The sequence below is a fragment of the Enterobacter cloacae complex sp. P42RS genome (assembly GCF_014930595.1).
GTDB lineage: Bacteria > Pseudomonadota > Gammaproteobacteria > Enterobacterales > Enterobacteriaceae > Enterobacter > Enterobacter bugandensis.
On sequence record NZ_JADBRK010000005.1, the window covers coordinates 104229 to 130844 of the forward strand.

The 26616-nt window shown below is 58.4% G+C and carries 19 protein-coding genes and 1 pseudogene; 11 read left to right on the forward strand and 9 right to left on the reverse strand.

Features of this window, described 5'->3' with window-relative positions:
• Positions 1–5: 5 nt before the first annotated feature.
• The 8 genes and pseudogenes from IM314_RS08360 (at position 6) to IM314_RS21960 (ending at position 7348) form a co-directional block, all read left to right on the forward strand.
• Entirely contained in the window at positions 6–647 is a 642-nt protein-coding gene (locus tag IM314_RS08360) for a DUF4310 family protein (protein WP_003856081.1), read from the forward strand.
• A 42-nt stretch (positions 648–689) separates the two neighbouring features.
• A complete protein-coding gene (locus tag IM314_RS08365) occupies positions 690–1823 on the forward strand; it encodes an amidohydrolase/deacetylase family metallohydrolase (RefSeq protein WP_048960841.1) in 1134 nt (377 codons plus the stop codon).
• Positions 1807–2925 carry a DgaE family pyridoxal phosphate-dependent ammonia lyase gene (locus IM314_RS08370; RefSeq protein WP_193358617.1) on the forward strand — a complete coding sequence of 373 codons (1119 nt, stop codon included), beginning with the start codon at positions 1807–1809 and terminating at the stop codon, positions 2923–2925. The genes IM314_RS08365 and IM314_RS08370 overlap by 17 nt, the downstream gene beginning before the upstream one ends.
• Complete coding sequence (locus IM314_RS08375; protein WP_193358616.1) at positions 2922–3662, forward strand: KDGP aldolase family protein; 741 nt, start codon at positions 2922–2924, stop codon at positions 3660–3662. Before IM314_RS08370 ends, IM314_RS08375 begins: the two co-directional genes overlap by 4 nt.
• Before the next feature lie 25 nt (positions 3663–3687).
• Positions 3688–4824 (forward strand): lactonase family protein, encoded by a 1137-nt coding sequence (locus tag IM314_RS08380; RefSeq protein WP_193358615.1) that lies wholly within the window; start codon positions 3688–3690, stop codon positions 4822–4824.
• A gap of 19 nt (positions 4825–4843) precedes the next feature.
• Complete coding sequence (locus IM314_RS08385) at positions 4844–6754, forward strand: transcription antiterminator (protein ID WP_060573507.1); 1911 nt, start codon at positions 4844–4846, stop codon at positions 6752–6754.
• 77 nt (positions 6755–6831) lie between these two features.
• Entirely contained in the window at positions 6832–7092 is a 261-nt protein-coding gene (locus tag IM314_RS08390; protein ID WP_193358614.1) for a type II toxin-antitoxin system RelB/DinJ family antitoxin, read from the forward strand.
• Positions 7076–7348 (forward strand): annotated as a pseudogene (locus IM314_RS21960) (type II toxin-antitoxin system RelE/ParE family toxin). The gene IM314_RS08390 and the pseudogene IM314_RS21960 overlap by 17 nt, the downstream one beginning before the upstream one ends.
• A 3-nt stretch (positions 7349–7351) precedes the next feature.
• On the opposite strand, the gene nrdG reads toward IM314_RS21960, so the two are convergent.
• The 5 genes from nrdG to IM314_RS08420 form a co-directional block, all read right to left on the reverse strand.
• Complete coding sequence (nrdG, locus tag IM314_RS08400) at positions 7352–7816, reverse strand: anaerobic ribonucleoside-triphosphate reductase-activating protein (RefSeq protein ID WP_060573503.1); 465 nt, start codon at positions 7814–7816, stop codon at positions 7352–7354.
• Between the two features lie 85 nt (positions 7817–7901).
• Positions 7902–10040, reverse strand: coding sequence for an anaerobic ribonucleoside-triphosphate reductase (nrdD, locus tag IM314_RS08405; protein WP_041911452.1), 2139 nt, complete (start codon positions 10038–10040; stop codon positions 7902–7904).
• Positions 10041–10409: 369 nt separating this feature from the next.
• Positions 10410–10982, reverse strand: coding sequence for a PTS sugar transporter subunit IIA (locus tag IM314_RS08410; RefSeq protein ID WP_193358613.1), 573 nt, complete (start codon positions 10980–10982; stop codon positions 10410–10412).
• A 1-nt stretch (position 10983) separates the two neighbouring features.
• Positions 10984–13581: a glycoside hydrolase family 38 C-terminal domain-containing protein gene (locus tag IM314_RS08415; protein WP_193358612.1), complete on the reverse strand. Its 2598-nt coding sequence runs from the start codon at positions 13579–13581 to the stop codon at positions 10984–10986.
• Between the two features lie 10 nt (positions 13582–13591).
• A complete protein-coding gene (locus IM314_RS08420; RefSeq protein WP_072058717.1) occupies positions 13592–14989 on the reverse strand; it encodes a PTS fructose transporter subunit IIC in 1398 nt (465 codons plus the stop codon).
• Positions 14990–15168: 179 nt separating this feature from the next.
• On the opposite strand from IM314_RS08420, the gene IM314_RS08425 reads away from it, so the two are divergent.
• On the forward strand, positions 15169–15828 hold the full coding sequence (locus IM314_RS08425) for a MurR/RpiR family transcriptional regulator (protein ID WP_041911449.1): 660 nt from the start codon (positions 15169–15171) through the stop codon (positions 15826–15828).
• An 8-nt stretch (positions 15829–15836) separates the two neighbouring features.
• Here the strand turns inward: IM314_RS08425 and IM314_RS08430 are convergent, their stop codons facing one another.
• The 4 genes from IM314_RS08430 to treR all read right to left on the reverse strand — a co-directional run bounded on the left by IM314_RS08430 (position 15837) and on the right by treR (position 20919).
• Positions 15837–16583, reverse strand: a complete 747-nt coding sequence (locus IM314_RS08430) for an oligogalacturonate-specific porin KdgM family protein (protein ID WP_028015309.1) — start codon at positions 16581–16583, stop codon at positions 15837–15839.
• A gap of 135 nt (positions 16584–16718) precedes the next feature.
• Positions 16719–18374: an alpha,alpha-phosphotrehalase gene (treC, locus tag IM314_RS08435; RefSeq protein ID WP_047364049.1), complete on the reverse strand. Its 1656-nt coding sequence runs from the start codon at positions 18372–18374 to the stop codon at positions 16719–16721.
• Positions 18375–18425: 51 nt separating this feature from the next.
• Positions 18426–19844 (reverse strand): PTS trehalose transporter subunit IIBC, encoded by a 1419-nt coding sequence (gene treB / locus IM314_RS08440; protein ID WP_028015311.1) that lies wholly within the window; start codon positions 19842–19844, stop codon positions 18426–18428.
• A gap of 127 nt (positions 19845–19971) precedes the next feature.
• Complete coding sequence (treR, locus tag IM314_RS08445; RefSeq protein ID WP_028015312.1) at positions 19972–20919, reverse strand: trehalose operon repressor TreR; 948 nt, start codon at positions 20917–20919, stop codon at positions 19972–19974.
• Positions 20920–21308: 389 nt separating this feature from the next.
• Between treR and mgtA the strand changes: the two genes are divergently transcribed.
• Both mgtA and IM314_RS08455 read left to right on the forward strand, forming a co-directional pair.
• A complete protein-coding gene (mgtA, locus tag IM314_RS08450) occupies positions 21309–24017 on the forward strand; it encodes a magnesium-translocating P-type ATPase (RefSeq protein WP_193357696.1) in 2709 nt (902 codons plus the stop codon).
• Positions 24018–24195: 178 nt separating this feature from the next.
• A complete protein-coding gene (locus tag IM314_RS08455; RefSeq protein WP_193358611.1) occupies positions 24196–26580 on the forward strand; it encodes a beta-N-acetylhexosaminidase in 2385 nt (794 codons plus the stop codon).
• Positions 26581–26616 lie beyond the last annotated feature (36 nt).

Below are 26616 nucleotides of genomic sequence, written 5' to 3' on the forward strand. Positions count from 1 at the left end.
TCTAAATGGAACAGAATAAAGGTTTTTGGTATGCCGACTGGTCGTTCCCGATCTTCGTTGGCCTGCTCTCCTCCGGCGTCTTCGCCGGGACGCACATGTACTACCTCTACGGCATCGGCGCGTTTAACGAAGTGGCCTTCGTGGCGATGCTGAAAGCGGGCATCGATACCGGCGTCTACGGCGCGGTGGCGGCGTTCGGCGCGAGCTTCCTGTTCGCCCGCATTATTGAAGGGTCGCTAGTCGGTATTCTCGACATCGGTGGGGCGATCCAGACCGGCGTGGGCCTCGGCGTACCGGCGCTGCTGCTGGGTGCGGGGATCATGTTCCCGGTGACCAACTTCATTGCCTCGCTGATTACCGGCCTGGTGATTGGTCTGGCGATTGGCTACGTCATCATCCTGGCGCGTAAGTTCACCATCAACCAAAGCAACTCCACCTACGGCGCAGACGTGATGATGGGCGCGGGTAACGCCTCCGGCCGCTTCCTCGGGCCGTTGATTATCCTCAGCGCGATGACCGCCTCCATTCCAATCGGCGTCGGTTCGCTGGTCGGCGCGCTGCTGTTCTACATCTGGCAGAAGCCGATTACCGGTGGCGCCATCCTCGGCGCAATGATTTTGGGCTGGCTGTTCCCGGTCGCCCTTTAATACTCGCGGGCGCTCCGGCGCCCGCCATATCAGGAGATCCTCATGTTTGATTTACTCCTGCGCCGTGCGCGCCTCGCCGACGATACCCTGACCGATATCGCCATTCAGGACGGGAAGATCGCCGCGACGGGCGAAATTGACGCTCCCGCCCGTAAAACGGTTGAGCTTAACGGTGACGTGTACGTTAGCGCGGGCTGGATTGACTCCCACGTTCACTGCTACCCGAACTCACCGATTTACCACGACGAGCCGGACAGCGTGGGCATTGCCACCGGCGTCACTACCGTGGTGGACGCGGGCAGTACCGGGGCCGACGACGTGGACGATTTCTACGCGATTACCCGCAAGGCCTCCACCGAGGTCTTTGCCCTGTTGAATATCTCCCGCGTGGGGCTGATTGCCCAGAACGAGCTGGCCAACATGGCAAACATTGACGCCGATGCGGTGAAGCAGGCGGTGAAGCGCCACCCGGATTTTATTGTCGGCCTGAAGGCGCGCATGAGCAGCAGCGTGGTCGGTGAAAACGGCATCACGCCGCTGGAGCGCGCCAAAGCCATCCAGAAAGAGAATGGCGACTTGCCGCTGATGGTGCACATCGGCAATAACCCGCCGAACCTCGATGAAATCGCCGAGCTGTTAAGCTCCGGCGACATCATTACCCACTGCTATAACGGTAAGCCTAACCGCATTCTGACGCCGTCCGGCGAGCTGCGCGCCTCCATCACCTCCGCCCTGAAGCGTGGCGTGCGTCTGGACGTCGGCCACGGCACGGCGAGCTTCAGCTTTGAGGTGGCGAAACGCGCCATCGCGATGGGCATTCTGCCGCACACCATCAGCTCGGATATCTACTGCCGCAACCGCATCAACGGCCCGGTGGGCTCGCTGGCAAGCGTGATGTCGAAGTTTCTCGCCATCGGCATGTCATTGCCGCAGGTGATTGACTGCGTGACCTCGAACGCCGCCGACGGCCTGCGCCTGACGCGCAAGGGCCGCATCCAGCCGGGTCTCGACGCCGACCTGACGCTGTTCACGATTAAACGCCAGCCAACGGTGCTGACGGACGCTGAAAACGACAGCCTGCAGGCTGAACACATTCTGGTGCCGCTTGCCGCGATCCGCGCGGGCAAGGGCTACATGACCGAACAAGGGAGCACGGAACATGCCTTCGATTTATGAGAAGTATAATTTAAAGCAGGTTATCAACACCTCTGGCCGCATGACGGCGCTGGGCGTCTCCACGCCGCGCCCGGAAGTAGTGCAGGCGGCGATGGACGGCATGAATCATTACTTCGAGATGAAGGATCTGGTCAATAAAACCGGGGAATACATCGCGAAGCTGCTGGATGTGGAAGGCGCGACGGTGGTCTCCTGCGCGTCGGCGGGCATCGCCCAGTCCGTGGCGGCGGTGCTGGTAAAAGACAGCGACTGGCTGCTGGAAAACCTGCACGTCACGCCAATCGAGAACAATGAAATCGTCCTGCCGAAAGGCCACAACGTTAACTTTGGCGCGCCGGTCGGCACCATGGTGGCGCTGGGCGGCGGCAAGCTGGTGGAAGCGGGTTACGCCAACGAATGCTCCGCCGACCAGCTGGCGGCGGCCATCACCCCGCGCACGGCGGCGATCCTCTACATCAAATCGCACCACTGCGTGCAGAAAAGCATGCTCAGCGTCGAGCAGGCGGCTGTCGTCGCACGTAAACACTCCCTGCCGCTGATCGTCGATGCCGCGGCGGAAGAAGATCTGCACGTGTACTACCGCTCCGGCGCGGATCTGGTGATTTACAGCGGCGCGAAGGCGATCGAGGGGCCAACCAGCGGCCTGGTGATCGGCAAAACCCAGTACGTCGAGTGGGTGAAACGCCAGACGGCGGGCATTGGCCGCGCCATGAAGGTGGGTAAAGAGGGGATCCTCGGCCTGACCTGCGCCATTGAACACTACCTGACGGCCACCAAGGAAAGCGGTGCCGAGATGGTGGCGAAGATGAAACCGTTTATCGACGCGCTCAACACCCTGAACGGCGTCACCGCCCGCGTGGTCTGGGACAGCGCGGGTCGCGATATCGCCCGCACCGAAATTAAGTTCGACGAAGCCACCACAGGCGTCGGCACGGGTGACCTGGTGAACGCGCTCAAGCAGGGCGAATACGCCATCTATTTCCGTGGCTACAAGGCCAACGAAGGGATTATCGAAGCGGACGTGCGCAGCGTAAGTGCTGACCAGCTGAACATCGTCTACCGCCGCATTAGTGAAGTATTAGGACAGGAGAAAAACGCATGAAACTGACCCCCAATTTTTACCGTGACCGCGTCTGCCTGAACGTGCTGGCCGGCTCGAAAGCCAACGCCAGCGCCATTTACGAGGCGGCGGAAGGTCACGTGCTGGTGGGCGTGCTCTCCAAAAATTACCCGGACGTGGCGAGCGCGGTCGCGGATATGCGTGAATACGCGGCGCTGATTGATAACGCGCTCTCCGTAGGGCTGGGCGCGGGCGATCCGAACCAGTCGGCAATGGTGAGCGAGATCTCCCGCCAGGTGCAGCCGCAGCACGTTAATCAGGTCTTCACCGGCGTGGCCGCGAGCCGCGCGCTGCTGGGGCAGAATGAATCGGTGGTCAATGGCCTGGTCTCTCCGACCGGTACCGTCGGTATGGTGAAAATCTCCACCGGCCCGCTGAGCAGCAAAGCGCCGGACGGTATCGTGCCGGTTGAAACGGCGATTGCCCTGCTGAAAGACTTCGGCGGCAGTTCGATTAAGTACTTCCCGATGGGCGCCCTCAAGTGCCGTGACGAATACCAGGCGGTGGCGGAAGCCTGCGCCCGTCACGACTTCTGGCTGGAGCCGACGGGGGGTATCGATCTGGAAAACTATGAGGCGATCCTGCAGATCGCCCTCGACGCGGGCGTGAGCAAAATCATCCCGCATATCTACAGCTCGATTATCGACAAAGCCAGCGGCGATACGCGTCCCGAAGATGTGCGTACGCTGCTGGCGATGACGAAGAAGCTGGTGAAGTAGAACTCACACATATAAAGGAGCCACCATGCACACCCGTAACCTGCTTGTCGCTTCACTCTCAATGCTCGCCACCGCCGCCATCGCCCAGACGCAATACGCCTGGGTGGGCACCTATAATCCGAACGGTGAAGGGCTGTACCGTTTTACCATCGACCCGCAAACCGGCGCGCTGGACGATAAAACGCTGGTGAGCAAACTGCCGAACGCGGCGCAGTTGACCCTTTCGCAAGACGGTAAAACGCTGTATCTGGCAAGCGAAGTGGAGCAGGGCGTGGTGCAGGCGCTGCGCGTCGGCGATAACGGTGAGCTGAGCGAGCTGAATCAGGTGGCCTCCGGCGGCGCCGGGCCGGTGTATCTTTCGCTAACGCCAAACGGCAAGCATCTGCTGGTGGCGAACTACGTCAGCGGATCGATTGCCGTTTTGCCCGTCAACGCGGACGGCAGCCTGGGTGACGCGACGGACAGACATCAGGACCAGGGCGAACCGGGCGTGGCGAAGCCGGAAGCTGCCGTTGAGGGCAGTTTCGCGATCAGCGATCACAACGGCCCGCATGCGCACATGATCGCCGCCGATCCGGGCGGGAAGTACGTTTTTTCCACCGATCTTGGGCTGGATCGTATCTATCAGTACCGCTTTGACGATCGAACCGGAAAGCTAACGCCGAACGATCCGCCGTTTATCAGCGCCTCCTCAAAAGGCGCCGGTCCGCGCCACTTCGTCTTTACGCCGAAAGGCGATGCCCTGTGGCTGATTAACGAAGAGGCGTCGACGCTCACCCATTATGCGCTGGACAGCAGCGGCAGGCTGAAAGAGGGCAAAACGATCTCTGCCCTGCCGGACGGCTATAAAGGCACCAGTTTTGCTGCCGGGCTGGCGCTAAGCGCCGATGGTAAACAGCTGTATGTGGCGAACCGTTTGCATAACAGTATCGGGCACTTTACCGTAACAGCGGAGGGCACGCTGACGCATCAGGAGGATGTCTGGACGCGCGGCGACTACCCGCGCACCCTGACGCTCGATAAGCAGGGCCGCTGGCTGTACGTCATGAACCAGCGCAGCGACAACATTACCCGTTTCCGCGTGGCGCAGGACGGCAAGCTGAGCTTCGAGCCAGACTATACCCCGGTCGGCAGCCCATCCCAGATGGTCATTTCACCCTGAGCAGTAAGAGGACAAAGACGTGCGATTTCCGAACCAACGTTTAGCGCAACTTTTCGATCTGTTGCAAAACGAGACGCTGCCGCAGGACGAGCTGGCGCAGCGGCTGTCGGTCTCCACGCGAACCGTCCGCGCAGATATCACCGCCCTGAACGCGCTGCTGGCGAGCCACGGCGCGCAGTTTATTCTGAGCCGGGGTAACGGCTACCAGCTTAAAATTGACGATGCCGAGCGCTATCAGCAGCTGCAGGCATCGCACCCGCGCGCGCTGCGTATTCCCCGAACGGGACCGGAGCGCGTGCACTATCTGGTGGTGCGTTTCCTGACGTCGGCGTTTTCACTTAAGCTTGAAGATCTGGCCGACGAGTGGTTTGTCAGCCGCGCCACCTTGCAGAGCGACATGGTGGAAGTGCGCGAGTGGTTCCAGCGCTATAACCTGACGCTGGAAACCCGCCCGCGCCACGGCATGAAGCTGTTTGGCAGCGAGATGTCGGTCCGCGCCTGCCTGACCGATCTTCTGTGGGAGCTGGCGCAGCAGGACAGCCTTAACCCGCTGGTGACGGAGGTCGCGCTCAACGCCGGGGTACCGGAGCAGATGGTGGTCGTGCTTCACGACGCGCTCACCCGCCATCACATTCGTCTGACCGACGAAGGCGAACTGTTCCTGCGCCTGTACTGCGCGGTGTCGGTGCGGCGCATCAGCGAGGGGTATCCGCTGCCGGAATTCCACGCGGAAGACGTGGAAGAGAACGTGCGCGAGGCGGCGAAGGATATCGCGGTGGCCATTCAGGAGCTGGCGGGCAAGGCGCTTGCGCCATCGGAAGAGAGCTGGCTGTGCGTCCACATCGCGGCGCGGCAGATTCAGGAGATTGCCCCCAGCGCGATTAACGCCGACGACGACGAAGCGCTGGTCAACTATATCCTGCGCTACATCAACACCCACTATAACTACAACCTGCTCAGCGACGCGCAGCTGCACGCCGATCTGCTCACGCACATCAAAACCATGATCACCCGCGTGCGCTATCAAATCATGATCCCCAATCCGCTGCTGGACAACATCAAGCAGCACTATCCGATGGCGTGGGATATGACTCTCGCGGCGGTGTCGAGCTGGGGGAAATACACCCCGTATGCGATCAGCGAAAACGAGATTGGTTTTCTGGTGCTGCACATCGGCGTCGGGCTGGAGCGCCACTACAACATCGGCTACCAGCGCCAGCCGCGCGTACTGCTGGTGTGCGACGCCGGTAATGCGATGGTGCGCATGATCGAGGCGGTGCTCCAGCGCAAATACCCGCAGATCGAGGTGACGCGCACGCTCACTCTGCGCGAGTACGAGCTTGCGGATGCCATCGGCGAAGACTTTGTCATCTCCACCGCCCGCGTGAGTGAAAAATCTAAACCGGTGGTGACGATCGCCCCGTTCCCGACCGATTATCAATTGGAGCAGATCGGCAAGCTGGTGCTGGTGGACCGCACCCGCCCGTGGATGCTGGAGAAATACTTCGACGCGGCCCATTTCCGCATTCTCAACAAACCTGTTGACCAGCAAACGCTGTTCCGCGAGCTGTGTGACCAGCTTGAACGCGAAGGCTTTGTTGGCGCGGAGTTTCTGGATTCGGTCGTTGAGCGTGAAGCTATCGTCAGCACCATGCTCGGCGACGGCATCGCGCTGCCGCACTCCCTCGGCCTGCTGGCACAGAAAACGGTGGTCTATACGGTGCTGGCTCCGCAGGGTATTCAGTGGGGGGATGAAACGGCGCACGTCATCTTCCTGCTCGCCATCAGCAAAAGCGAGTACGAAGAGGCGATGGCGATTTACGACATCTTCGTCACTTTCCTGCGAGAACGCGCAATGACGCGCCTGTGCCAGTGCGAGGATTTTGCGGCGTTTAAGGCTGAGGCGATGGAGAGTTTGAGCCGGTTTTGAGAGGCGTTATCCAGAATTCGATGTAATGCGAATGTAATGCTAAACTGCATTACACATTCGATTTTACTGGAGGCATAATGGCCACGCTTAACGTCCGTCTGGATGACAAACTCAAAAATGAGGCGTATGCCGTGCTGGAAAAACTCAATATTACCCCAACGGAAGCCGTGCGGTTACTGTTTCAGTACGTTGCGGAAACAGGGCGTATGCCGGTGAAAACTGTCACCATCAGTGACAGTGAAGATGAACTGATACAGACAGTCCGGGAGCGACTGGCGAATCCACAAAAGGGAATTAAGGTTAGTCTGGATGATTTAAGAACTGGAGTTCGACCCTAGGGCTTTAAAGGAGTGGCATAAGCTGGGCGATACGGTGAAATGCCAGTTTAAAAAGAAACTTGCTGACGTCTTAGTGAACCCCAGAATTGAATAGGCCCGCCTGCACGGCCTGCCGGATTGCTACAAAATAAAACTCAGATCTCTGGGTTATCGTTTGGTTTATCAGGTTCAGGATAACGTAGTTACGGTATTTGTTATCGCTATCGGAAAGAGAGAGAAATCAGCCGTTTATCATGAAACAAATAAACGGCTTTAGCGTTTAACGCAGATGATGCACAACCTGGTTGCTGCTGCCGCGCCAGATCAGGGCCGGATCTTTTAAATCCTGCACGAACTTGCCGTCCACCAGCACGTTAATCAAATCCACGACTTCCCTCTGAGCAGCATTCAGCTCTTCCAGCTTATATCCCGTCCAGACCCAGATATCTTTTCCCGCACACTCGCGGTGAATGCGCTTCACCAGCTTCAGGATCTCCGGCACGTTTTGCGGATGGAGCGGATCGCCGCCGGAGAGCGAAATCCCCTGGCGTTTGATGCGCGTGTCGTTCAGGTCGTCGATGATGCGGTCTTCCATTTCGGCGGTAAACGGCATGCCGGAATTTACGCGCCAGGTGCTTTTGTTGTAGCAGCCTGGGCACTCATGAACGCAGCCTGAAACGAACAGGGTGCAGCGGGTACCGGGGCCGTTGACGATGTCGACGGGGTAGTACTGATGGTAGTTCATAGCGGTTAACCAAGCCGGGTACAGTGTGAGTGCGGATTGTAGGCCCGGTAAGCGTAGCGCCACCGGGCATAAATGTGGCAGTAGCTCAACCGATCTGCCCATTCCCCAGATGTTTCACCCGGCGCTTCACCTCTTCCTGCTTGCCGGCGTTAAACGGACGGGCATCCGGGCTGCCGAGATAGCCGCACACGCGGCGGGTCACGGAGACACGGGCTGCATCGTGGTTGCCGCATTTCGGGCAGGTAAAGCCTTTGCTCGTACACTCGAACTCACCGGTAAAGCCACACTCGTAGCATTCGTCGATTGGCGTATTGGTCCCGTAATACGGCACGTGCTGATAGCTATAATCCCACACGTCTTCCAGCGCCTTCAGGTTGTGCTGGATGTTCGGGTACTCGCCGTAGCAGATGAAGCCGCCGCTGGCGATGGGCGGATAGGCCGCTTCGAAGTCGATCTTGTCGTACGGGTTTACCTTTTTCTCCACGTCGAGGTGGAAGCTGTTGGTGTAGTATCCTTTGTCGGTCACGCCTTCCACAATCCCGAACTCGGCGGTGTCCAGACGGCAGAAGCGGTCGCACAGGTTCTCGCTCGGCGTACTGTAGAGGCTAAACCCGTAGCCAGTTTCCTCTTTCCACTGGTCAACCGCGTCGCGCAGGCGCTGGACAATCGCAATGCCTTTTTCGCGCAGGGCCGCGCTGTCGTACATATGCGCGTCGCCAGACAGGGCGTTGATGGTTTCGTGGATGCCGATATAGCCCAGCGAAATCGACGCGCGGCCGTTTTTGAAGATCTCGGACACGTCATCGTCCGCCTTCAGGCGCACGCCGCAGGCCCCTTCCATATAGAGGATGGGCGCCACGCGGGCTTTCACCCCTTCAAGGCGTGCGATACGGGTCATCAGCGCCTTACGCGCCAGCTGCAGGCGTTCATCCAGCAGTTTCCAGAATTCAGCTTCATTGCCTTTGGCCTCCAGCGCGATGCGCGGCAGGTTCAGGCTGATGACGCCCAGGTTGTTACGCCCGTCGTGGATCTGCTCGCCGTTTTCATCCTCGTACACCCCGAGGAAGCTGCGGCAGCCCATAGGCGTTTTAAACGAACCGGTGACTTTTACCACCTGGTCGTAGTTCAGAATGTCCGGGTACATGCGCTTGCTCGCGCACTCCAGCGCCAGCTGTTTGATGTCGTAGTTCGGATCGCCAAACTTGTGGTTCAGGCCGTCGCGGATGGCGAACACCAGTTTCGGGAACACCGCGGTTTTGCGGTTCTTGCCGAGGCCGGAAATACGGTTGCGCAGAATGGATTGCTGGATCAGGCGTGATTCCCAGCTGGTACCCAGGCCAAAACCGAAGGTCACAAACGGCGTCTGCCCGTTGGCGGTGTGCAGCGTGTTCACTTCATATTCCAGCGACTGGAACGCGTCGTAGCACTCTTTTTCGGTACGGGAGTGCGCATAGCCGTCCGCGTCCGGGATCTGCCACTCTTCGGCAGTTTTCCGATGCTTGTTGAAGCTCGCCGTCACGAACGGGGCCAGCACTTCGTCAATGCGGTTTATGGTGGTCCCGCCATAAATGTGGCTCGCCACCTGAGCGATGATCTGTGCCGTTACCGCTGTCGCCGTGGAGATCGACTTAGGCGGTTCAATCTCGGCGTTACCCATTTTAAAGCCCTGGGTCAGCATGCCTTTCAGGTCGATCAGCATGCAGTTGAACATCGGGAAGAACGGCGAGTAATCGAGGTCGTGATAGTGGATCTCGCCGCGCTCGTGTGCCGAGACCACGTCGCGCGGCAGCAGATGCTGACGGGCATAGTGTTTGGCGACGATACCGGCCAGCAGATCGCGCTGGGTCGGGATCACTTTGCTGTCTTTGTTGGCGTTTTCATTGAGCAGGGCAGAGTTGGTCTGCTCCACCAAGCCACGGATCTCCTGATTGAGGCGACCGCGCTTCTCACGCTGCACGTCGCGATCGTGGCGATACTCAATGTAGGCGCGGGCTAACTGTTTGTAGGGGCCAGCCATCAGCTGGTTTTCAACCGCGGTCTGGATCTCGTTGATATCGACCTGGCTGCGTTCAGTCATCTGGCTGCTAACGACTTCTGCGACGGTGGCGCAGTAATCTGCGTCATCGACTCCCGCTGCTTTAGCTGCACGCAGAATGGCTTCCTGGATGCGCTCTGATTTAAACGGCACTTTACAGCCATCACGTTTCATCACATGCGGTGTCATGATCACTCCATTTTTAAAAACAGGTTATCCACAGAGGTGGAGAAGTATTCACCGGACGTATTCCCCGCCAGGCCAAAGACTTCCCCCGTTCCCAGCTCATGTTATCCACAATTCCGGCCAGCGTAAGCGCCGTCTTGTTGTTGGAATAGTAGACGATTAATACAATATGTTGGGTCGGCGTGCATTTTAAGTTCTACATATAGTGATTTGCATCAAACAAGTTTGCGATTTATTTGACGCAGAACAAAGTAAAAAGACGAGAGTACAAACGGCGGGCGCTTCAGCCTTTGTAAAGACGCGAAGGAAAAATCTGATTAATTATTCAACAAAAACAAGCGCTCAACGTGGTACATGCTGAGCGCCGTTCGGTTAACTCACCGCGCAGGCCCAGCTCAATCCTGCCTGTAAAAAGGCTGCGGTAGCGATACTGCCCAGTATCACCGGAATGAGAAAGGAGCGGTCAGGAGCCACATCCTGTTTTTGAGGTTCTTCAGCACTCAGGGAGGACATCGCCTCTTCCCGGGTGCGCGCCGCCAGAAGCTGCGCGCGCACTCGATCTTCTGTCAATAAACTGGTCAGCGTCGTCAGCAGCTGCATGTGGGTACTGCCTGCTTCCGCGGGCGGAATGGCGAGCAGGAAAACCATTCTGACCTCTTCATCACCGTCCAGCCCCGGCCAGCGTATCGGGTCGTCAAAGAGTGCCAGACAAAACGCCGCCTGCTGCACCGCCTCGGTTTTACCGTGCGGAACGGCGAGCGCTTCACCCAGCGCGGTAGGGCCTTCGCTTTCGCGCTGTAACACGCTCTGGATGAATGTTTCTTCATTGCAGATGATTTTTCGCCTGGCGAGCGGTTCGGCGAGCCAGCGGATCAGCGCTTCAGGCGTACGGTGCGGCGGGTTGATAAAAACCAGATCGGGGTGCGTCAATGCAAGCAAGTTCATATTAAGCCTCCATCAAAAAATCGCAGGTTGCGAAAGGGGGGATTGCCGTTACCGGCGGCACAGGCTCTTCCAGATAGTTGATCTGACGTAGCCCCACCAGACTTTCCGGGACGGGAACCGGCTGCGTCCCGGCGTTAAACACCCGGACGACGGTGCCATTCGACCGTTGCGCATGGGGCAGGGCAGAAAGGACTAGCGGCTCCGGCAGGGTCAATAATGAGAATTGTGCCGGAAGCTGATGCTCGGGCAGACGCAACGCAAAGCGCTCAAGGCGGTGATCGAGCGTGTGTAACGATTGCCGTTGGTAGGTGAAGGGCTGTCCGGCCGCCTGATTTTCCAGTTGGCGAAGCGTGAGATGATCGGCGCTGTCGGCCAGCGCGACGGTAAATGAAAAGTGCAGCGGTTTCAGCAACTGCGCATCGGGGGTCTCAACCACCGTATTATTAATGCCGGACGCACGGCCCGGTCGCCAGTCGAGATCGTTGCGCCCGAGCACGCCCGTCGCTTTAAACAACGTCAGAGCAATCGCCGCGGGTTCACTGCCGATAATCTGAAATTCCTTCATACCGCGACTATTCACCACCAGCGCTTTGCCCGCTTCCGCGACAGCAATAATGCCTTCGGTGGTTTCGATATCCACGGGCATCTCGCGATAGCGCTCCTGCCAGTTTCCACTCTCACACCCCGTATCGCGCTGGATTATCGCGAAGGGCTGGGAGGCGATAGCGTGACGGGTGCGAATATCGCTGCCGATCAGTAAACGTAGCCGGTGATCGCAGTGGCTGTTTTCCAGCGAAGCCTCGACGTACAGGTTCGGATCGTCTTCGCGTAATGTGCACTCCAGACGAATGGATAACGGCGTTCGGGCAGTATCCTGGCGTCCGGCGAGATCTGGCGGAAGAAACAGGGTGGCTTCAACGATCAGCTTTTCGACAAGCGGCGTTTTCAGGCAGCCGACGAGCGTGAAATGGTCGCATCGCGTCGGGGTATCGCCCGCAAGCGGTGAGAAATCGTAGCTGTCGCCCGCATCCGCACAGTCTTCAAGGGTAAAGAACGAGGGGATGCATCTGCCGCTGCGTTTGTCGTGCAGGGTTAGTGTTCCGTCGTCCAGCGTTAATCGATAATGCGCATTCTCTATCTCGCTGCCCGTTGTCTGTTCAGGCTGCCGGAAAGGCGCCGGGTCATCTTCAACGTTAACGCTGAGATAGCCGACCGGCGGCAGAACCGGTGTTTTCACAGCAACGTGCCAGCGGTAATAAGGGGGAAGGGGCGTTTCACATTCGCCTTCGGCGTTAAGGGAGATCGCCGTTCCGCCGGGCAACACGTCTCTTTTCAGGACGTCGAAGGGGATGGCCTGCCCCTGATACATCAGGGCGATATTTTCAGCGCGGCTATAGAGAGTGGTTTTCACCACGCGCTGCGTTTGCGTGGCCAGCGGGTTAAAAATCAGCAGATCGCCTTCCCGGGCGCAGGCGGCGGCCAGGGTTTTCACCACCAGATTCCACAGGCTGTGGCACAGCTGTTCGGTTTGCTCCAGTCGATGCAAAATATCGCGGTTGGTGGCATCGCTATTACAGCCGCCGATGGAGTCATGGGCATGGCTTCGCAACAGCTTCTTCCAGAGCGTATCGACCACCGAGAGGTTGACCGGCAGCCCCTGGTGACGCGCCATGGCGATTGTCGGCTCCAGCTGCCGCAGGATGAACTGCTCAACTGCATCATTTTTCTTTTTAATGTCGTAGCGCACGGAGCCGATCGTTTTATGGATGCGGGTGTAGCGCGGCGATTTCAGCTCTCCTTCCCAGAATTCAAACTGCTCACGCTGCGCGCGCAGAATGTCGACGTAGTGCTCCAGCGAACTGATGACGTAATGGTCCTCATCCGGGGAGCGTGCGCTGGCGACCTGCAGGATTTTCGGCAGCGCCGGGTCGATGCTGACCTGATCGCCGCCGCAGGGCAGCAGCAGGTCATTTATTCCGGCCCGCGAGCGCAGGAGATTGACCATCGGGAAGATTTTTCCCTGCAAATGGCTCGCGTCTGAAGAGATGTTTTTAGCCGCGCCATAACCGAGCGCCATCGCGCAGGCGATAACGGTCGCCCCTGACGGCGCGCGCCAGAGGAACTGGCTGCTTTTCGCCTGTCTGTCGTGATCGATGCCGCGCCAGAAGACGATATTGTCGATATTGCAGCCCTGCAAAATCGTGGGCATCTGCGCATTGTGGCCGAAGGTATCCGGAAGATACCCAACCTGCATGGCGTGCCCCAGCTTACGGGCAGAGAAGATGCCGTATTTGAGGTTGCGGATAATGGATTCGCCATGCACGTTGTAGGTATCCGTCTGGGTATACCACGGCCCCACAAAAATCCTTTTCGCTCTGACCAGCGTCTCCAGCCTGGTGCGATAATCGGGATTGATAGCGAGAAAGTCTTCTACCACCGCCATCTGTCCGTCAAGGTGATAGCAGCTGTAAGCCGGGTCCTGCTCCAGCGTGTCGATGACGTCCGCAAAGTTATATGACGCCAGCACCATGCTGTCCTGACGGGTGAAATACCACTCCTGATCCCAGTGCGTATGGGCAATGACGTGGATCTGATTCATGACCTTCCCCTTAGCTGGCGTTCTTTGGGCTGACGTAAAGCACGCCCAGGGCGCAAATCAGTGCGCCAATAAAGACGCTCGCCAGGTAGCCCGCCACGTTGGTTGCCAGCGGCCAGCCCCAGATGGCCGGCAGCGGCAGCGTCTGCTTCACGCCGAGTGCAATGGCGACCAGCGCGCCGGCGACGGCACCGGTCATGAACACCGGGATCAGACGTGGGTTTTTCAGGATGAACGGGATCGCGCCTTCGGAGATCCCAATCACGCCCAGCAGCAACGAGGTGCTGCCAACGGTTTTCTCTTCCCGGCTAAAAACATCCGGTAGTCCAAAGCGGCCGTTGAGGAACGCGGCAAAGCCGACGCCAATAGAGGGGATCACGATGGAGAGTTCGCGGGCGGTGAGATCAAACGTTTCGCTCATGCCATTCAGGCCGAGCGCGACTGAGCCTGCCGCCTTGTTGACCGGGCCGCCCAGGTCAAACGCGGTGCCTGCGGCGATCATCGCGGAATAGAATCCGCGCCCGGTGTCACCTGCCGAGGTAAAAAAGACCACCATCAGCTGGTTAAGCGAGCCGAAAATCGGGTTAATCAAATATTCCATGACCATCACCAGCGTAATGCCGGTGATCAGTGGGACGACCAGCATGGTCTTGATGGTCGTGAGCTGCTGGCGGACGTGAATGGAATCATTCAGCCAGCGCACCAGATAGCCCACAAAAAAGCCAATGCCGATCGCGCCGAAAAAGCCGGACGGCATAAAGCCTTCGATATCAAAGAAGCGCTTGTAGACCTCGTCTGACATGATGCCGCCGATAAGTCCGGGGATCAGCGCCGGTTTGCCGGCAATGGAAAACGCCAGATACATGGCGAAAACCGGATACATGAACTTAATGGTCATAAAGCCCACTTTATCCAGCACGCTGAACGGCGAATGGTCGATGTTAATAAACTGGCCGGTAATTTTGGCCGTTGCCATCATCAGCCCGCCCATGACCACCACCGGCAGCATATAGCTGATGGCCGCCATGATATGGCCAATAAAAATCTGGTAAGCCGAAGGCTGGAGTTCGTCTTCATGTACGACAGTCGTGACGTTTTTTTCCATGGCAAGCGCCTGACGCAGATAGCGATCGGTATGCTTGATCAGCTCTTGCGTGCGGGTCTGAAGGTGGGGAATGTTTTCAAAGCGCTCGGCATCCTGAATGGGGACGTCGGTTGCCAGAATAATGGCCGTGGCGGAGGCGATATCCTGCTTCGTTAAGCGATTTTTAACGCCGTCGCTGCCCTGCGTTTCGACCTTAACCTCAATATTATGCTCTTTAGCCCATGCAATAATTTTATTCGCCGCCATAAAGGTATGTGCAATGCCCGTCGGGCAGGCCGTTACCGCGACAACTTTCTGTTTCGTCATTGTCATAATTCCCTGGATGTGAAAACAGGGAAAGTATAAAGAGAACCTAAAACAGTTTTTAACGTTTGCTAATACTAATTACGTATCGTGATACGCGTAAATGCAATGTGTGAAGCGCCTTCCAGAGACTATTTTTCTGTTGTGTTAATATCATGCCGGGATTAAACAGGGTGTAATATATGAATTCATTCCAGGGAAGTGAACGCTTGATATTTGAATACATTCAGCATCACGCGTGTAATATTTCTAATATTTCGGCAAAAGAGATTGCCCGTGATACCTTTACAACGACAACATCCGTTAATCGTGTGTGTAAAAAAATGGGGTATAAAAGCTATACCGAGCTTCGGTATCGTTTTTTACGCGATCATTTTACCCCTGCGCCTGCAGTGCCCGACGCGGGTCCGCAGGCGGACGACATTGTGGCGGAGGTGTCCAGGCTGCTCATCCATTCCAGCCATATCTATCTGTACGCACGCGGCGCCTCGCTTACCAGCCTCAACTACCTGTCGCGCTTTTTATCGCTGGCGAGCCTGCCGCATCTTATTTTGAATGACATGCACCAGCTGACACGGGTATCGAAGGGGACGCTGGTGCTGATCAGCAAATCCGGGGAGACACAGTCGCTGATAGAAATGGCGCGAAACGCGCTGCGCAAGGGCTTAAAGATTATTGCAATTACCCGTCAGGGGGCGACGCTGGCGTCAATCTCAACGCTATGTTGGCCGTTATCGATCGACATTAACGCGGTATCGCTGTATCAGCGGGAGGGCCAGCTTGAACTGTTAAGCGCCGTGGACCGTATCGGCTGCAGGCTGCTGCAGCACGATACGGTGTAGTCAGGCCGTCAGAGCTGCTTCACTATCCCCAGACGTACGGCATAATCATTTTCATGGTTGCCGTCATTGTTGATATAGGTTTTATCCAGTGACACCAGCTCGACGTAAGGCGTCCAGCCATCGTCGAGCTGGTAGTTGAACGCAACGGTATGCTCCCAGTAGGTATCATCCCCGGTTCCCTGATCGACATTATCCTGCCAGCGGAAGCGCGGGTTGTAGGACATACCGAATTTGCCAATGTTGTACGCGAACCAAATGTCGAACTGGTGTGACTGACGGCGGGTATAGCCGCTGCCGTCGAGTTCTTTGTCGCTGTGCGCGTCATTGATGGTGTTATAACGGTAACGGGCAGAGAGGTTCAGACCGTTATCGAACGCTTTCCAGCCCTGAATGAAGGGGCGATAGTGGGTATTACTGGGGGTGAAAACCGTCACCATGCCAGGCGCAACGGCAAAGCCATTGCCCAGATTGAAGCGCCAGCGCGTTTCAATCTCCTGTGCCGCCTCCGTTAATCCTTTGTCATCGGGATTATTTCGGTCGGTATCACCAAAAAAGGTGTCGTTATGGTTTTGTGCGGCTTCAACGGAGAAGTAAAAACCGTTATCCGCCTGATGCATAACCTTAATACGAGAATCATTTACGTCAGAGCGCGTATTATGGCCAAAGCGAAGGTCGACGGACGTATTTCCGCACCATCCCTGTGTGCTCAATAATAATGCGCTAATACACGTTACTTTAATAATTGTCTTTTTCATCATGTCCTGCCGAGGTTATTTAATTGGCAGGGCTATTTTTATTTTCGGTACGCCGTGATGTAAAAGTTATCGTCGTACATTTAGCGTATCGCTAAACATAAAAAAGGAGATACAGCATGCTGTATCTCCTGACGTTTATTCCTGCACCCACCAGATGGCTTCAAACGGGCGCAGCTGCAGCGTATCGGGACGAGAGGGGACGTCCTCATAGTTGCTGAGTGCGACCTGCCATGCGCCCTGGACCGGGTCCGGCTGCCACTGCTGGCGCTCTCGGCTCAGGTTTGCCACCACCATCAGCGTCTGGCCCTGCCACTGGCGGCGATAGCACCACAGGGAAGGGTGTTCCGGCAGCAGATCGTCGTAATCCCCCCACGTCAGCACGGGCAGGGTTTTGCGCAGACGAATCAGCGACTGATAGGTGTAGAACACTGAATCCGGGTCGTCCAGCGCCGTACGGGCATTCACGGTTTCATAGTTATCGCAGACCCCAATCCACGGCTCGCCCTCGGTAAAGCCCGCATTGTGCGACGCGTCCCACTGCATTGGGGTTCGCCCGTTATCGCGGGATTTACTCGCCAGAATCGCCAGTAATTCATCCGGCTCACGGCCATTGGCCCGCAGTTCGGCGAACATGTTCAGGCTTTCCACGTCGCGGTAGTCGGTGATGCGGCTGAAGTGCGGGTTGGTCATGCCCAGCTCTTCACCCTGGTAGATATACGGCGTGCCCTGCATGCCGTGCAGCACCATGCCGAGCATCTTTGCAGCGTGAACGCGGTGTTCCCCTTCGTCGCCAAAGCGCGACACGATGCGCGGCTGGTCGTGGTTACACCAGAACAGCGCGTTCCAGGCTTTGTTGTGCATGCCCTGCTGCCAGTGACGGAAGAGGGTTTTCAGCGCCACGAAGTCCGGCTTTGCCTTCGTCCACTTTTCGCCGCCGGGGTAGTCCACCTTCAGGTGGTGGAAGTTAAAGGTCATCGACAGCTCGCGCCCGTCGAGCGACGCGTACTGCTGGCAGTTCTCCAGCGATGTCGAGGACATCTCGCCCACCGTCATCAGGTTGCGCGGGGTGAAGACGTCGCGGCTCATCTCCTGGAGATATTCGTGGATGCGCGGCCCGTCAGTGTAGAAGCGGCGACCGTCGCCAATGGTGTCGTCCGGGAAATCCTGATCTTTCGAAATCAGGTTAATCACGTCCAGACGCAAGCCGTCCACGCCGCGATCGGCCCAGAACTCGCATACCTTTTTCAGCTCGGCGCGCACCGCCGGGTTTTCCCAGTTGAGATCCGCCTGCTCGGGCGCGAAAAGGTGCAGGTAATACTGCTCGCTCTCGGCGTGCCAGCGCCAGGCGTTGCCGCCAAACTTGGAGCGCCAGTTGTTGGGGAGCTGCTCCGGCGTACCGTCGCGCCAGATGTAGAACTGGCGGTACGGGCTCTCTTTGTTCAGCGACTCGCGGAACCAGGCGTGCTGCGTGGAGGTATGGTTAAACACCATATCCAGCACGATGCGAATGCCGCGTTCGTGCGCTTCGGCAACCAGCTCGTCAAAATCATCCAGCGTGCCAAAGGACGGGTCGATGGCGGTGTAATTCGCCACGTCGTAGCCGTTATCCACCTGCGGGGAAATATAAAACGGCGTCAGCCAGATGGCGTCGATGCCGAGGGTTTTCAGGTAATCCAGCCGCTGCGTCACGCCGCGCAGATCGCCGGTGCCGCTGCCGGTGGTGTCCTGAAAACTCTTTGGGTAAATCTGGTAGATGACGCCGTTCTGCCACCAGTGAGGAAGGGTATTCATAATGCGTTCCTGCAAATGCGAAGGGGCGCAACTGCGCCCCGAAAGATGAAGTTAAACAATCTGCAGCGTGCCCTGACGGAACTTACGCTGGTAAACCACGGTGGTGAGCGCCATGGGGACGATAATCGCCACCGCCATGGCCAGGGCAAACACTTGCCAGAAAGTAGGCTGGATGGAGAGGATCCCCGGCAGGCCGCCGACGCCAATCCCGTTCGCCATCACGCCGTTCAGGCCGCACAGCAGGCCCGCCAGGCCGGAGCCGATCATCGCGCAGAGCATCGGGAAGCGATACTTCAGGTTGATGCCGTACATCGCCGGTTCGGTGACGCCGAGATAGGCGGAGATGGCCGCCGGAACGGAGATCTCACGCTCGTTGTGCTTACGGCTAACGATAATGATGCCGGTCACCGCAGAGGCCTGTGCGATGTTAGAGAGGGCGATAATCGGCCAGACCGGGGTACCGCCGAGGCTCTGGATCATCTGCATATCGATGGCCAGCGTGGTCTGGTGCACGCCGGTGATCACCAGCGGGGCATACAGGAAGCCAAACAGCGCGGCACCGATTGGCGCGAAGCTGCCGGTCATCAGATGACGCACCGCGAAGGCCACGCCGTCGCCGATCATGCGGCCAAACGGACCGATAAAAGCGTGCGCCAGGAAGACGGCCAGGATCAGCGAGCAGACCGGCACCACCACCAGGTAGAGGTAATCCGGCACGATGCGCTTCAGACGCGTCTCAATAAAGCCCAGCGCCAGACCCGCCAGCAGGGCCGGAATGACCTGCGCCTGATAGCCCACCTTGGCGATGGTAAACAGGCCGAAGTTCCATACCTCAGGCACCTGCTGACCAAGTAAGTAAGCGTTCATTAACTGCGGAGAGACCAGCGTGACGCCCAGTACGATACCGAGAATTGGCGTACCGCCCATCTTGCGCACCGCGGACCAGCAGATCCCGACCGGCAGGTAGAAGAAGATCGCTTCACCAATCAGCCACAGGAAGTCATAGATGCTTTGCAGCGCCGGGTACATCTGCGCCAGGGTTTTACCGTCGCTCATTGGCACATCGCCGATGACGTTACGGAAGCCCAAAATTAAGCCCCCGCTGATCAGCGCCGGCAGCAGCGGGAAGAAGATTTCTGCAAAGTGGGAAATCAGCTGCTCGTGCCACTTCATATTCTGGCGCGCCGCCTTCTTCGCCTGCTCTTTATCGGCAGAAGAGTGTCCGGTGGTCGCCAGCAGAGCCTGATAGTAATCGCCCACTTCGGTACCAATCACCACCTGGAACTGTCCGGCGTTGGTGAAGCAGCCTTTCACCATGGAAAGCTCTTCAATCGCCTTCGGGTTGGCCCTGGCCGGATCGTTCAGCACGAAGCGCAGGCGGGTAATGCAATGGCTGACGGTGGCGATGTTTTCGCGGCCGCCGACCAAGACGATCAGCCGATCGATATCTGCTTGTTTGACTTTACTCATCATGAAACCTCATGACAGATGTTGAGGGGGGTAATGACCTGAGCGCAAGCCTACTCCTTCAGCGTGACGGCGAAAATGGGAACGTTCCCGAAATCGGGCGAAGATCACAATAAACGATTCAGGAGGGTTATGAGAGACGGGCAGGAATAACGATCTGGCGCGGCTCGCTCCGCCCGTTGATCTGCTCGATCAGCTGCGCGGCGGCCTGCCTGCCGGACTCGGCGTAGCCCGGATCGACGGTGATAATTTCAGGGTGCAGGAACTTCATCAGCGGCGTGCTGCCGACGCTCGCCACCTGCAGGTTATCAATGCGCTGCTCCTGCAGATACTTGCTGGCACCCAGCGCAAGGGTGTCCGTGGCGCACACCAGCGCGGTGGTCTGCGGCGTCAGGACGCTGGCGACCTGCTCGTAGCCCTGCTTCATGCCCAGCCCCGGCAGGGAGGCCACGGCAGGGAGATTGTGCTTTTTGCAAAAGGCCAGATAGGCTTCGTGGCGGCGCTTGCCGGTGGTAACGTCCGCGTGCGGCACGCCAAGATAGCTGATGTGGCGGTGGCCTTCTTCGTACAGGCGCTGCATCAGGGTGATAATCGCCCCCTCATCGTCATAACAGACGGAGGCAAAGCCGTGGGCATCGCGCGCCAGCAGCACCAGCGACGGCTGCCAGTGTTTCAGCATCTCCTCGTCAATGCCGGTAAAACCAAACAGCACCACGCCGTCAATGTTACGGCGCTGGAGCATGCCGAGATGTTCTTCCACCAGCTGTGGCGAGAACTGGCTCTCCATCATGATCGGGTCATAGCCCTGCTCGTAGAAGGCAGGCAGCATGGTCTGAACGGCGAGGTTTTCGGAGAGGGAATCCAGACGCGAAACGATGATCGCAACCACTTTATCGCTCTGCCCGCGCATGGCGCGCGCGGAGCGGGAAGGGGAAAAACCGTGCTGATTCATGACCGCCTCAACGCGCTCGCGGGTGCGTTCGCTGACGCCGCTTTCGTTGTTCAGCACGCGTGAGACGGTTGATTTCCCCACGCCGCTTAAACGCGCGATGTCTTTAATTGTAAGGCGGTTCTGCATGCTGTTTTCCCTGTAACAACGACAAAATGGTCAATTGAGCCTAATGCTATAGCGCGATTTCGCTATGGGCAAAGTCTGGTTTACGTACTGTTTATTTGCAGGCGCGTATAATACCGCCCGAATCGTCACAAAGGGTACGCTTAAATCTTTATACTGCGCGGCGACACCCTGTTTTTTACTTACCGGAGGCTTTATGGATCCCGATCCCGCACCTCTCCTGAATGGGAGAATTTGTTCTTTCCGGTAAGCCAGCTTTTGCTGTCTCACCGGTAATGTGAGGCAGCAACGTCCTAAACGTTCCTGCTTGAAAAATTGAGTGCCTGACAGGTACGGCTTTGCCACGCCTGAAGGGAATGCTGCGTCCGCCTGGCGGATGCGGAGGAATGTCTATGTTTAAAAATATCACCCGGCAGCTGCAGGCGCTGCTAAGCCGCCATCTGCCACACCGTCTTGTTCAGCGCGACCCGCTGCCCAATGCCAAAAACATGGCAGGAGCGGCGATCCCGGCGTCCCTGACCGAACGCTGCCTGAACGTGGCGGCGATGGATGAAAACGAAGTCTGGCGCGCCTTTGGCGGCCATCCGGAAGGGCTGAACGCGGCAGAAGTGGAAAAAATCCGCGCCGTGCACGGCGATAACCAGATCCCGGCGCAGAAGCCCTCTCCGTGGTGGGTGCATCTGTGGCTCTGCTACCGCAACCCGTTCAACCTGCTGCTGACCGTGCTCGGCATTATCTCTTACGCGACGGAAGATCTCTTTGCCGCGGGCGTGATTGCCCTGATGGTGGGTATCTCCACGCTGCTGAACTTCATTCAGGAAGCCCGCTCCACCAAAGCGGCGGACGCCCTGAAAGCGATGGTCAGCAACACCGCAACCGTCTCGCGCGTGATTAACGACCTCGGCGAAAACGCCTGGGTGGAACTGCCTATTGACCAGCTGGTGCCGGGCGATCTGGTGAAGCTGGCGGCGGGAGACATGATCCCGGCGGATTTACGCATCATCCAGGCGCGGGATCTGTTCGTGGCGCAGGCCTCCCTGACCGGCGAGTCCCTGCCCGTTGAGAAGGTATCGCGCAGCCGCGACCCGCAGCAGATGAACCCGCTCGAGTGCGACACCCTGTGCTTTATGGGCACCACGGTGGTCAGCGGTACCGCGCAGGCGATTGTCACCGCCACCGGCGGCAATACCTGGTTTGGACAGCTTGCCGGGCGCGTCAGCGAGCAGGAGAGCGAGCCGAATGCGTTCCAGAAAGGCATTGGCCGCGTCAGCATGCTGCTGATCCGCTTTATGATGGTCATGACGCCGATTGTCCTGCTGATCAACGGCTACACCAAAGGCGACTGGTGGGAGGCGGCGCTGTTTGCGCTCTCCGTGGCCGTCGGCCTGACGCCGGAAATGCTGCCGATGATTGTTACCTCCACGCTGGCGCGCGGGGCGGTGAAGCTCTCTAAACAGAAAGTGATCGTCAAGCACCTCGACGCCATCCAGAATTTTGGCGCGATGGATATTCTCTGCACCGATAAAACCGGCACCCTGACGCAGGATAAAATCGTGCTGGAGAACCACACCGACATCGCCGGTAAAACCAGCGAGCGCGTGCTCCACAGCGCGTGGCTGAACAGCCACTACCAGACCGGGCTGAAAAACCTGCTCGACGTGGCGGTGCTGGAAGGCGTGGACGAGGAGGCCGCCCGTACGCTCTCCGGCCGCTGGCAGAAAGTGGATGAAATCCCGTTCGACTTCGAGCGCCGCCGCATGTCGGTGGTGGTCAGCGAGCAGCCGGACGTGCACCAGTTGATCTGCAAAGGCGCGCTGCAGGAGATCCTGAACGTCTCCACGCAGGTGCGCCATAACGGGGAGATCGTGCCGCTGGACGACACCATGCTGCGCCGCATCAAGCGCGTCACCGACAACCTGAACCGTCAGGGGCTGCGCGTGGTGGCGGTGGCGAGCAAATTCCTGCCCGCGCGGGAGGGGGACTATCAGCGTATCGACGAATCCGATTTGATCCTCGAGGGTTACATCGCATTCCTCGATCCGCCGAAAGAGACCACCGCACCGGCGCTGAAGGCGCTGAAGGCGAGCGGCATCACCGTCAAAATTCTCACCGGCGACAGCGAGCTGGTGGCGGCCAAAGTGTGTCACGAAGTGGGGCTGGACGCGGGCGACGTGGTGGTGGGGAGCGACATTGAGCACCTCACCGACGACGAACTGGCGCAGCTTGCCCAGCGCACGACGCTGTTTGCCCGCCTGACGCCGATGCACAAAGAGCGCATTGTGACGCTGCTGCGTCGTGAAGGGCACGTGGTGGGCTTTATGGGCGACGGCATTAACGATGCGCCCGCGCTGCGTGCGGCGGACATTGGCATCTCCGTGGACGGCGCTGTGGATATCGCCCGTGAAGCGGCGGATATCATCCTGCTGGAAAAGAGCCTGATGGTGCTGGAGGAGGGCGTCATCGAAGGGCGTCGCACCTTCGCCAACATGCTCAAATACATCAAAATGACCGCCAGCTCCAACTTCGGTAACGTCTTCAGCGTGCTGGTGGCGAGCGCGTTTCTGCCGTTCCTGCCGATGCTCCCGCTGCACCTGCTGATCCAGAACCTGATGTACGATGTCTCTCAGGTAGCGATCCCGTTTGATAACGTTGACGACGAGCAGATCCAGAAGCCGCAGCGCTGGAACCCCGCCGATCTGGGCCGCTTCATGCTGTTCTTTGGGCCGATCAGCTCCATCTTCGACATTCTGACCTTCTGCCTGATGTGGTTTGTGTTCCACGCCAACACCCCGGAACACCAGACGCTGTTCCAGTCCGGCTGGTTCGTGGTAGGGCTGCTGTCCCAGACGCTGATTGTGCACATGATCCGCACGCGCCGCATTCCGTTCATCCAGAGCCGTGCCGCGTGGCCGCTGATTGTAATGACGGGCATTGTGATGGCGCTGGGTATCGCGCTGCCGTTCTCACCGCTGGCAAGCTACCTGCAGCTGCAGGCGCTGCCGCTGAGCTACTTCCCATGGCTGGTGGCGATTCTTGCGGGTTATATGGTGCTGACGCAGATGGTGAAAGGATTCTATGCGCGTCGATATGGGTGGCAGTAAGCTCATTTTGCCACAATCCAAACGTAGGCCGGGTAAGGCGAAGCCGCCACCCGGCATCTGGCTTTCCTCCCAAATTCAACAACCTGTGATCTCCGTCGGCGCATTCGCTTGACGACAATTTGTACGCATGTTAACAGAATGTTTTGCCTGTATTTGGCCCGTCAGATAAGGAACATTCATGTTACGGTACAGTCTCTTAACCGCCGGGCTTATGCTCGGCGCCTCCGCTTTTGCCGCGCCGGCAGGCGACCTTCCCCTGATGCCCTGGCCTGCGAAGGTTGAACGCCCGACGACGCAGGGCGCGCTGGTGCTTAACAATCAACTCTCCGTGAGCGTCAGCGGCGACGATCTGGGGGACGCGGTCAACCGCCTGCGCCAGCGCATTGCGCTGCAAACCGGCTGGACGCTACAGCCACAGGCCGAAAAACCTGACAAGCCGACCATCCGTATCGCCATCGCTAAAAAGGTGAAGCCGCAGCCGCTGCCGGACAGCGATGAGAGCTACAAACTCATAGTGGATGCCAACGGCGTGAACATCTCCGCTAACACCCGCTTTGGCGCATTGCGCGCAATGGAAACCTTGCTCCAGCTGATGCAGAACGGTGCCGAAAACACTTCGATTCCGTGGGTTACCATCGAAGATTCGCCGCGCTTCCCGTGGCGCGGGCTGCTGCTCGATTCGGCGCGCCATTTCATCCCGTTACCCGATATCAAACGCCAGATCGACGGTATGGCCGCGGCCAAGCTCAACGTCCTGCACTGGCATCTGACTGACGATCAGGGCTGGCGCTTTACCTCGAAGCGTTATCCAAAATTAACCCAGCTTGCCAGCGACGGGCTGTTCTACACCCCTGAGCAGATGCGCGAGATTGTGCGTTACGCTGCCGAACGCGGCATACGCGTGGTGCCGGAAATCGATATGCCGGGCCACGCCTCAGCGATTGCCGTCGCCTATCCAGAACTGATGAGCGCGCCGGGGCCGTACGCTATGGAGCGCCACTGGGGCGTGCTGAAGCCTGTGCTGGATCCCACCAAAGAGGCGACTTACACCTTTGCCGACGCGATGGTCAGCGAACTGGCGGCGATCTTCCCCGATCCGTATCTGCATATTGGCGGCGATGAGGTGGACGACAGCCAGTGGAAGGCAAACGCGGCGATCCAGAGATTTATGCGCGACAATAAACTGGCGGACAGCCACGCGCTGCAGGCGTATTTCAACCGCAAGCTGGAGACGATCCTTGAGAAGCACCACCGGCAGATGGTCGGCTGGGACGAGATCTACCATCCCGATCTGCCGAAAAGCATTCTGATCCAGTCCTGGCAGGGACAGGACGCACTGGGGCAGGTGGCGCAGAACGGCTATAAGGGCATTCTCTCAACCGGCTTCTACCTCGACCAGCCCCAGTCCACCGCCTATCACTACCGCAACGAAATCGTGCCGCAGGGGCTGAGTGGCGTGGACGTGATAGCGGACACCGACAGCGCCCAGAGCTGGGCTTTCTCCATGCCGCGCCTGAAGGGCAAGCCGGTGGAAGGCAGCTTTACGCTGGTGAAAGGCGACGCCGGGTGGCGCGGATTTATTGATTTTGCCGGGAAATCGCGTCGGGCGGTGAATAACATTCAGTGGCGCGACGACAACCAGGTGACCTTTACCGTCGACACCTGGATGGGTGAAACGCGCCCGGTGGTCAACGTTGATAACGACAAACTCACCGGCTATTTCCTGGTGGGAAACACCCGCTACCCGATTAGCGGCGCGCGTCTGGACGACGTGCCGAAAGGTACCCCTCCGGTCGTGCCGGACGTGACGAATCAGGCCAACCTGCTCGGCGGCGAAGCCGCGCTGTGGGCGGAAAACGTGGTCGCGCCGGTGCTGGACATCCGCCTGTGGCCGCGCGCCTTTGCGGTGGCGGAGCGGCTGTGGTCCGCGCAGGACGTCAACGACGTCGATAACATGTATACCCGCCTGCAGGCGATGGACAGCTGGTCGACGGTTTCCGTCGGGCTGCAGCAGCATACCCAGCAGCAGGTGCAGTTCACGCGCCTCGCTAACAATGCCGACACCCTGCCGCTGCAAATCCTCGCTCAGGCGCTCGAGCCGGCCCAGTATTACACCCGCCAGCACCTGAAGTTCCAGGCCGGAAACTACCATCAGTTTGAGCCGCTTAACAGACTTGCAGATGCGCTGAACGCCGAAAGCGCTACCGTGCGTCAGATGCACAAGTGGGCGGACCGCCTGGTGAGCGACGCGGAAGACACGGAGAGCGCCGAGGCGCTGCGCCACGTCTTTAACCGCTGGCAGAACAACACCAGCGACGTGCTGGCCTTGAGCGAAAACAGCTATCAGCTGAAGGCCATTAAGCCGGTCATTCTGGAGGTGGATAAGCTGGCCTCGATTGGCCTGAGGCTGACGGATCTGGTGGCGCGTCAGGGGACGCTGGACGACAAAGAGATCGCGTCGATCCAGAGCGAGCTGGACAGCGCGGCGAAGGTGCAGGATGAGGTGGTGATTGCGGCGGTCTATCCGCTGGAGACGCTGCTACGCGCCACGCGAAATCAGTAACACACATGCCCGGCGGCACTTCGTTTGCCGGGCCTA

What these genes read in the sequence shown, in the direction of transcription:
- IM314_RS08360 (WP_003856081.1), top strand. Translation starts at nt 6, where the DNA reads ATGGAACAGAATAAAGGTTTTTGGTATGCCGACTGGTCGTTCCCGATC.
- IM314_RS08365 (WP_048960841.1), top strand. Translation starts at nt 690, where the DNA reads ATGTTTGATTTACTCCTGCGCCGTGCGCGCCTCGCCGACGATACCCTG.
- IM314_RS08370 (WP_193358617.1), top strand. Translation starts at nt 1,807, where the DNA reads ATGCCTTCGATTTATGAGAAGTATAATTTAAAGCAGGTTATCAACACC.
- IM314_RS08375 (WP_193358616.1), top strand. Translation starts at nt 2,922, where the DNA reads ATGAAACTGACCCCCAATTTTTACCGTGACCGCGTCTGCCTGAACGTG.
- IM314_RS08380 (WP_193358615.1), top strand. Translation starts at nt 3,688, where the DNA reads ATGCACACCCGTAACCTGCTTGTCGCTTCACTCTCAATGCTCGCCACC.
- IM314_RS08390 (WP_193358614.1), top strand. Translation starts at nt 6,832, where the DNA reads ATGGCCACGCTTAACGTCCGTCTGGATGACAAACTCAAAAATGAGGCG.
- nrdG (WP_060573503.1), bottom strand. Translation starts at nt 7,816, where the DNA reads ATGAACTACCATCAGTACTACCCCGTCGACATCGTCAACGGCCCCGGT.
- nrdD (WP_041911452.1), bottom strand. Translation starts at nt 10,040, where the DNA reads ATGACACCGCATGTGATGAAACGTGATGGCTGTAAAGTGCCGTTTAAA.
- IM314_RS08410 (WP_193358613.1), bottom strand. Translation starts at nt 10,982, where the DNA reads ATGAACTTGCTTGCATTGACGCACCCCGATCTGGTTTTTATCAACCCG.
- IM314_RS08415 (WP_193358612.1), bottom strand. Translation starts at nt 13,581, where the DNA reads ATGAATCAGATCCACGTCATTGCCCATACGCACTGGGATCAGGAGTGG.
- IM314_RS08420 (WP_072058717.1), bottom strand. Translation starts at nt 14,989, where the DNA reads ATGACGAAACAGAAAGTTGTCGCGGTAACGGCCTGCCCGACGGGCATT.
- IM314_RS08425 (WP_041911449.1), top strand. Translation starts at nt 15,169, where the DNA reads ATGAATTCATTCCAGGGAAGTGAACGCTTGATATTTGAATACATTCAG.
- IM314_RS08430 (WP_028015309.1), bottom strand. Translation starts at nt 16,583, where the DNA reads ATGAAAAAGACAATTATTAAAGTAACGTGTATTAGCGCATTATTATTG.
- treC (WP_047364049.1), bottom strand. Translation starts at nt 18,374, where the DNA reads ATGAATACCCTTCCTCACTGGTGGCAGAACGGCGTCATCTACCAGATT.
- treB (WP_028015311.1), bottom strand. Translation starts at nt 19,844, where the DNA reads ATGAGTAAAGTCAAACAAGCAGATATCGATCGGCTGATCGTCTTGGTC.
- treR (WP_028015312.1), bottom strand. Translation starts at nt 20,919, where the DNA reads ATGCAGAACCGCCTTACAATTAAAGACATCGCGCGTTTAAGCGGCGTG.
- mgtA (WP_193357696.1), top strand. Translation starts at nt 21,309, where the DNA reads ATGTTTAAAAATATCACCCGGCAGCTGCAGGCGCTGCTAAGCCGCCAT.
- IM314_RS08455 (WP_193358611.1), top strand. Translation starts at nt 24,196, where the DNA reads ATGTTACGGTACAGTCTCTTAACCGCCGGGCTTATGCTCGGCGCCTCC.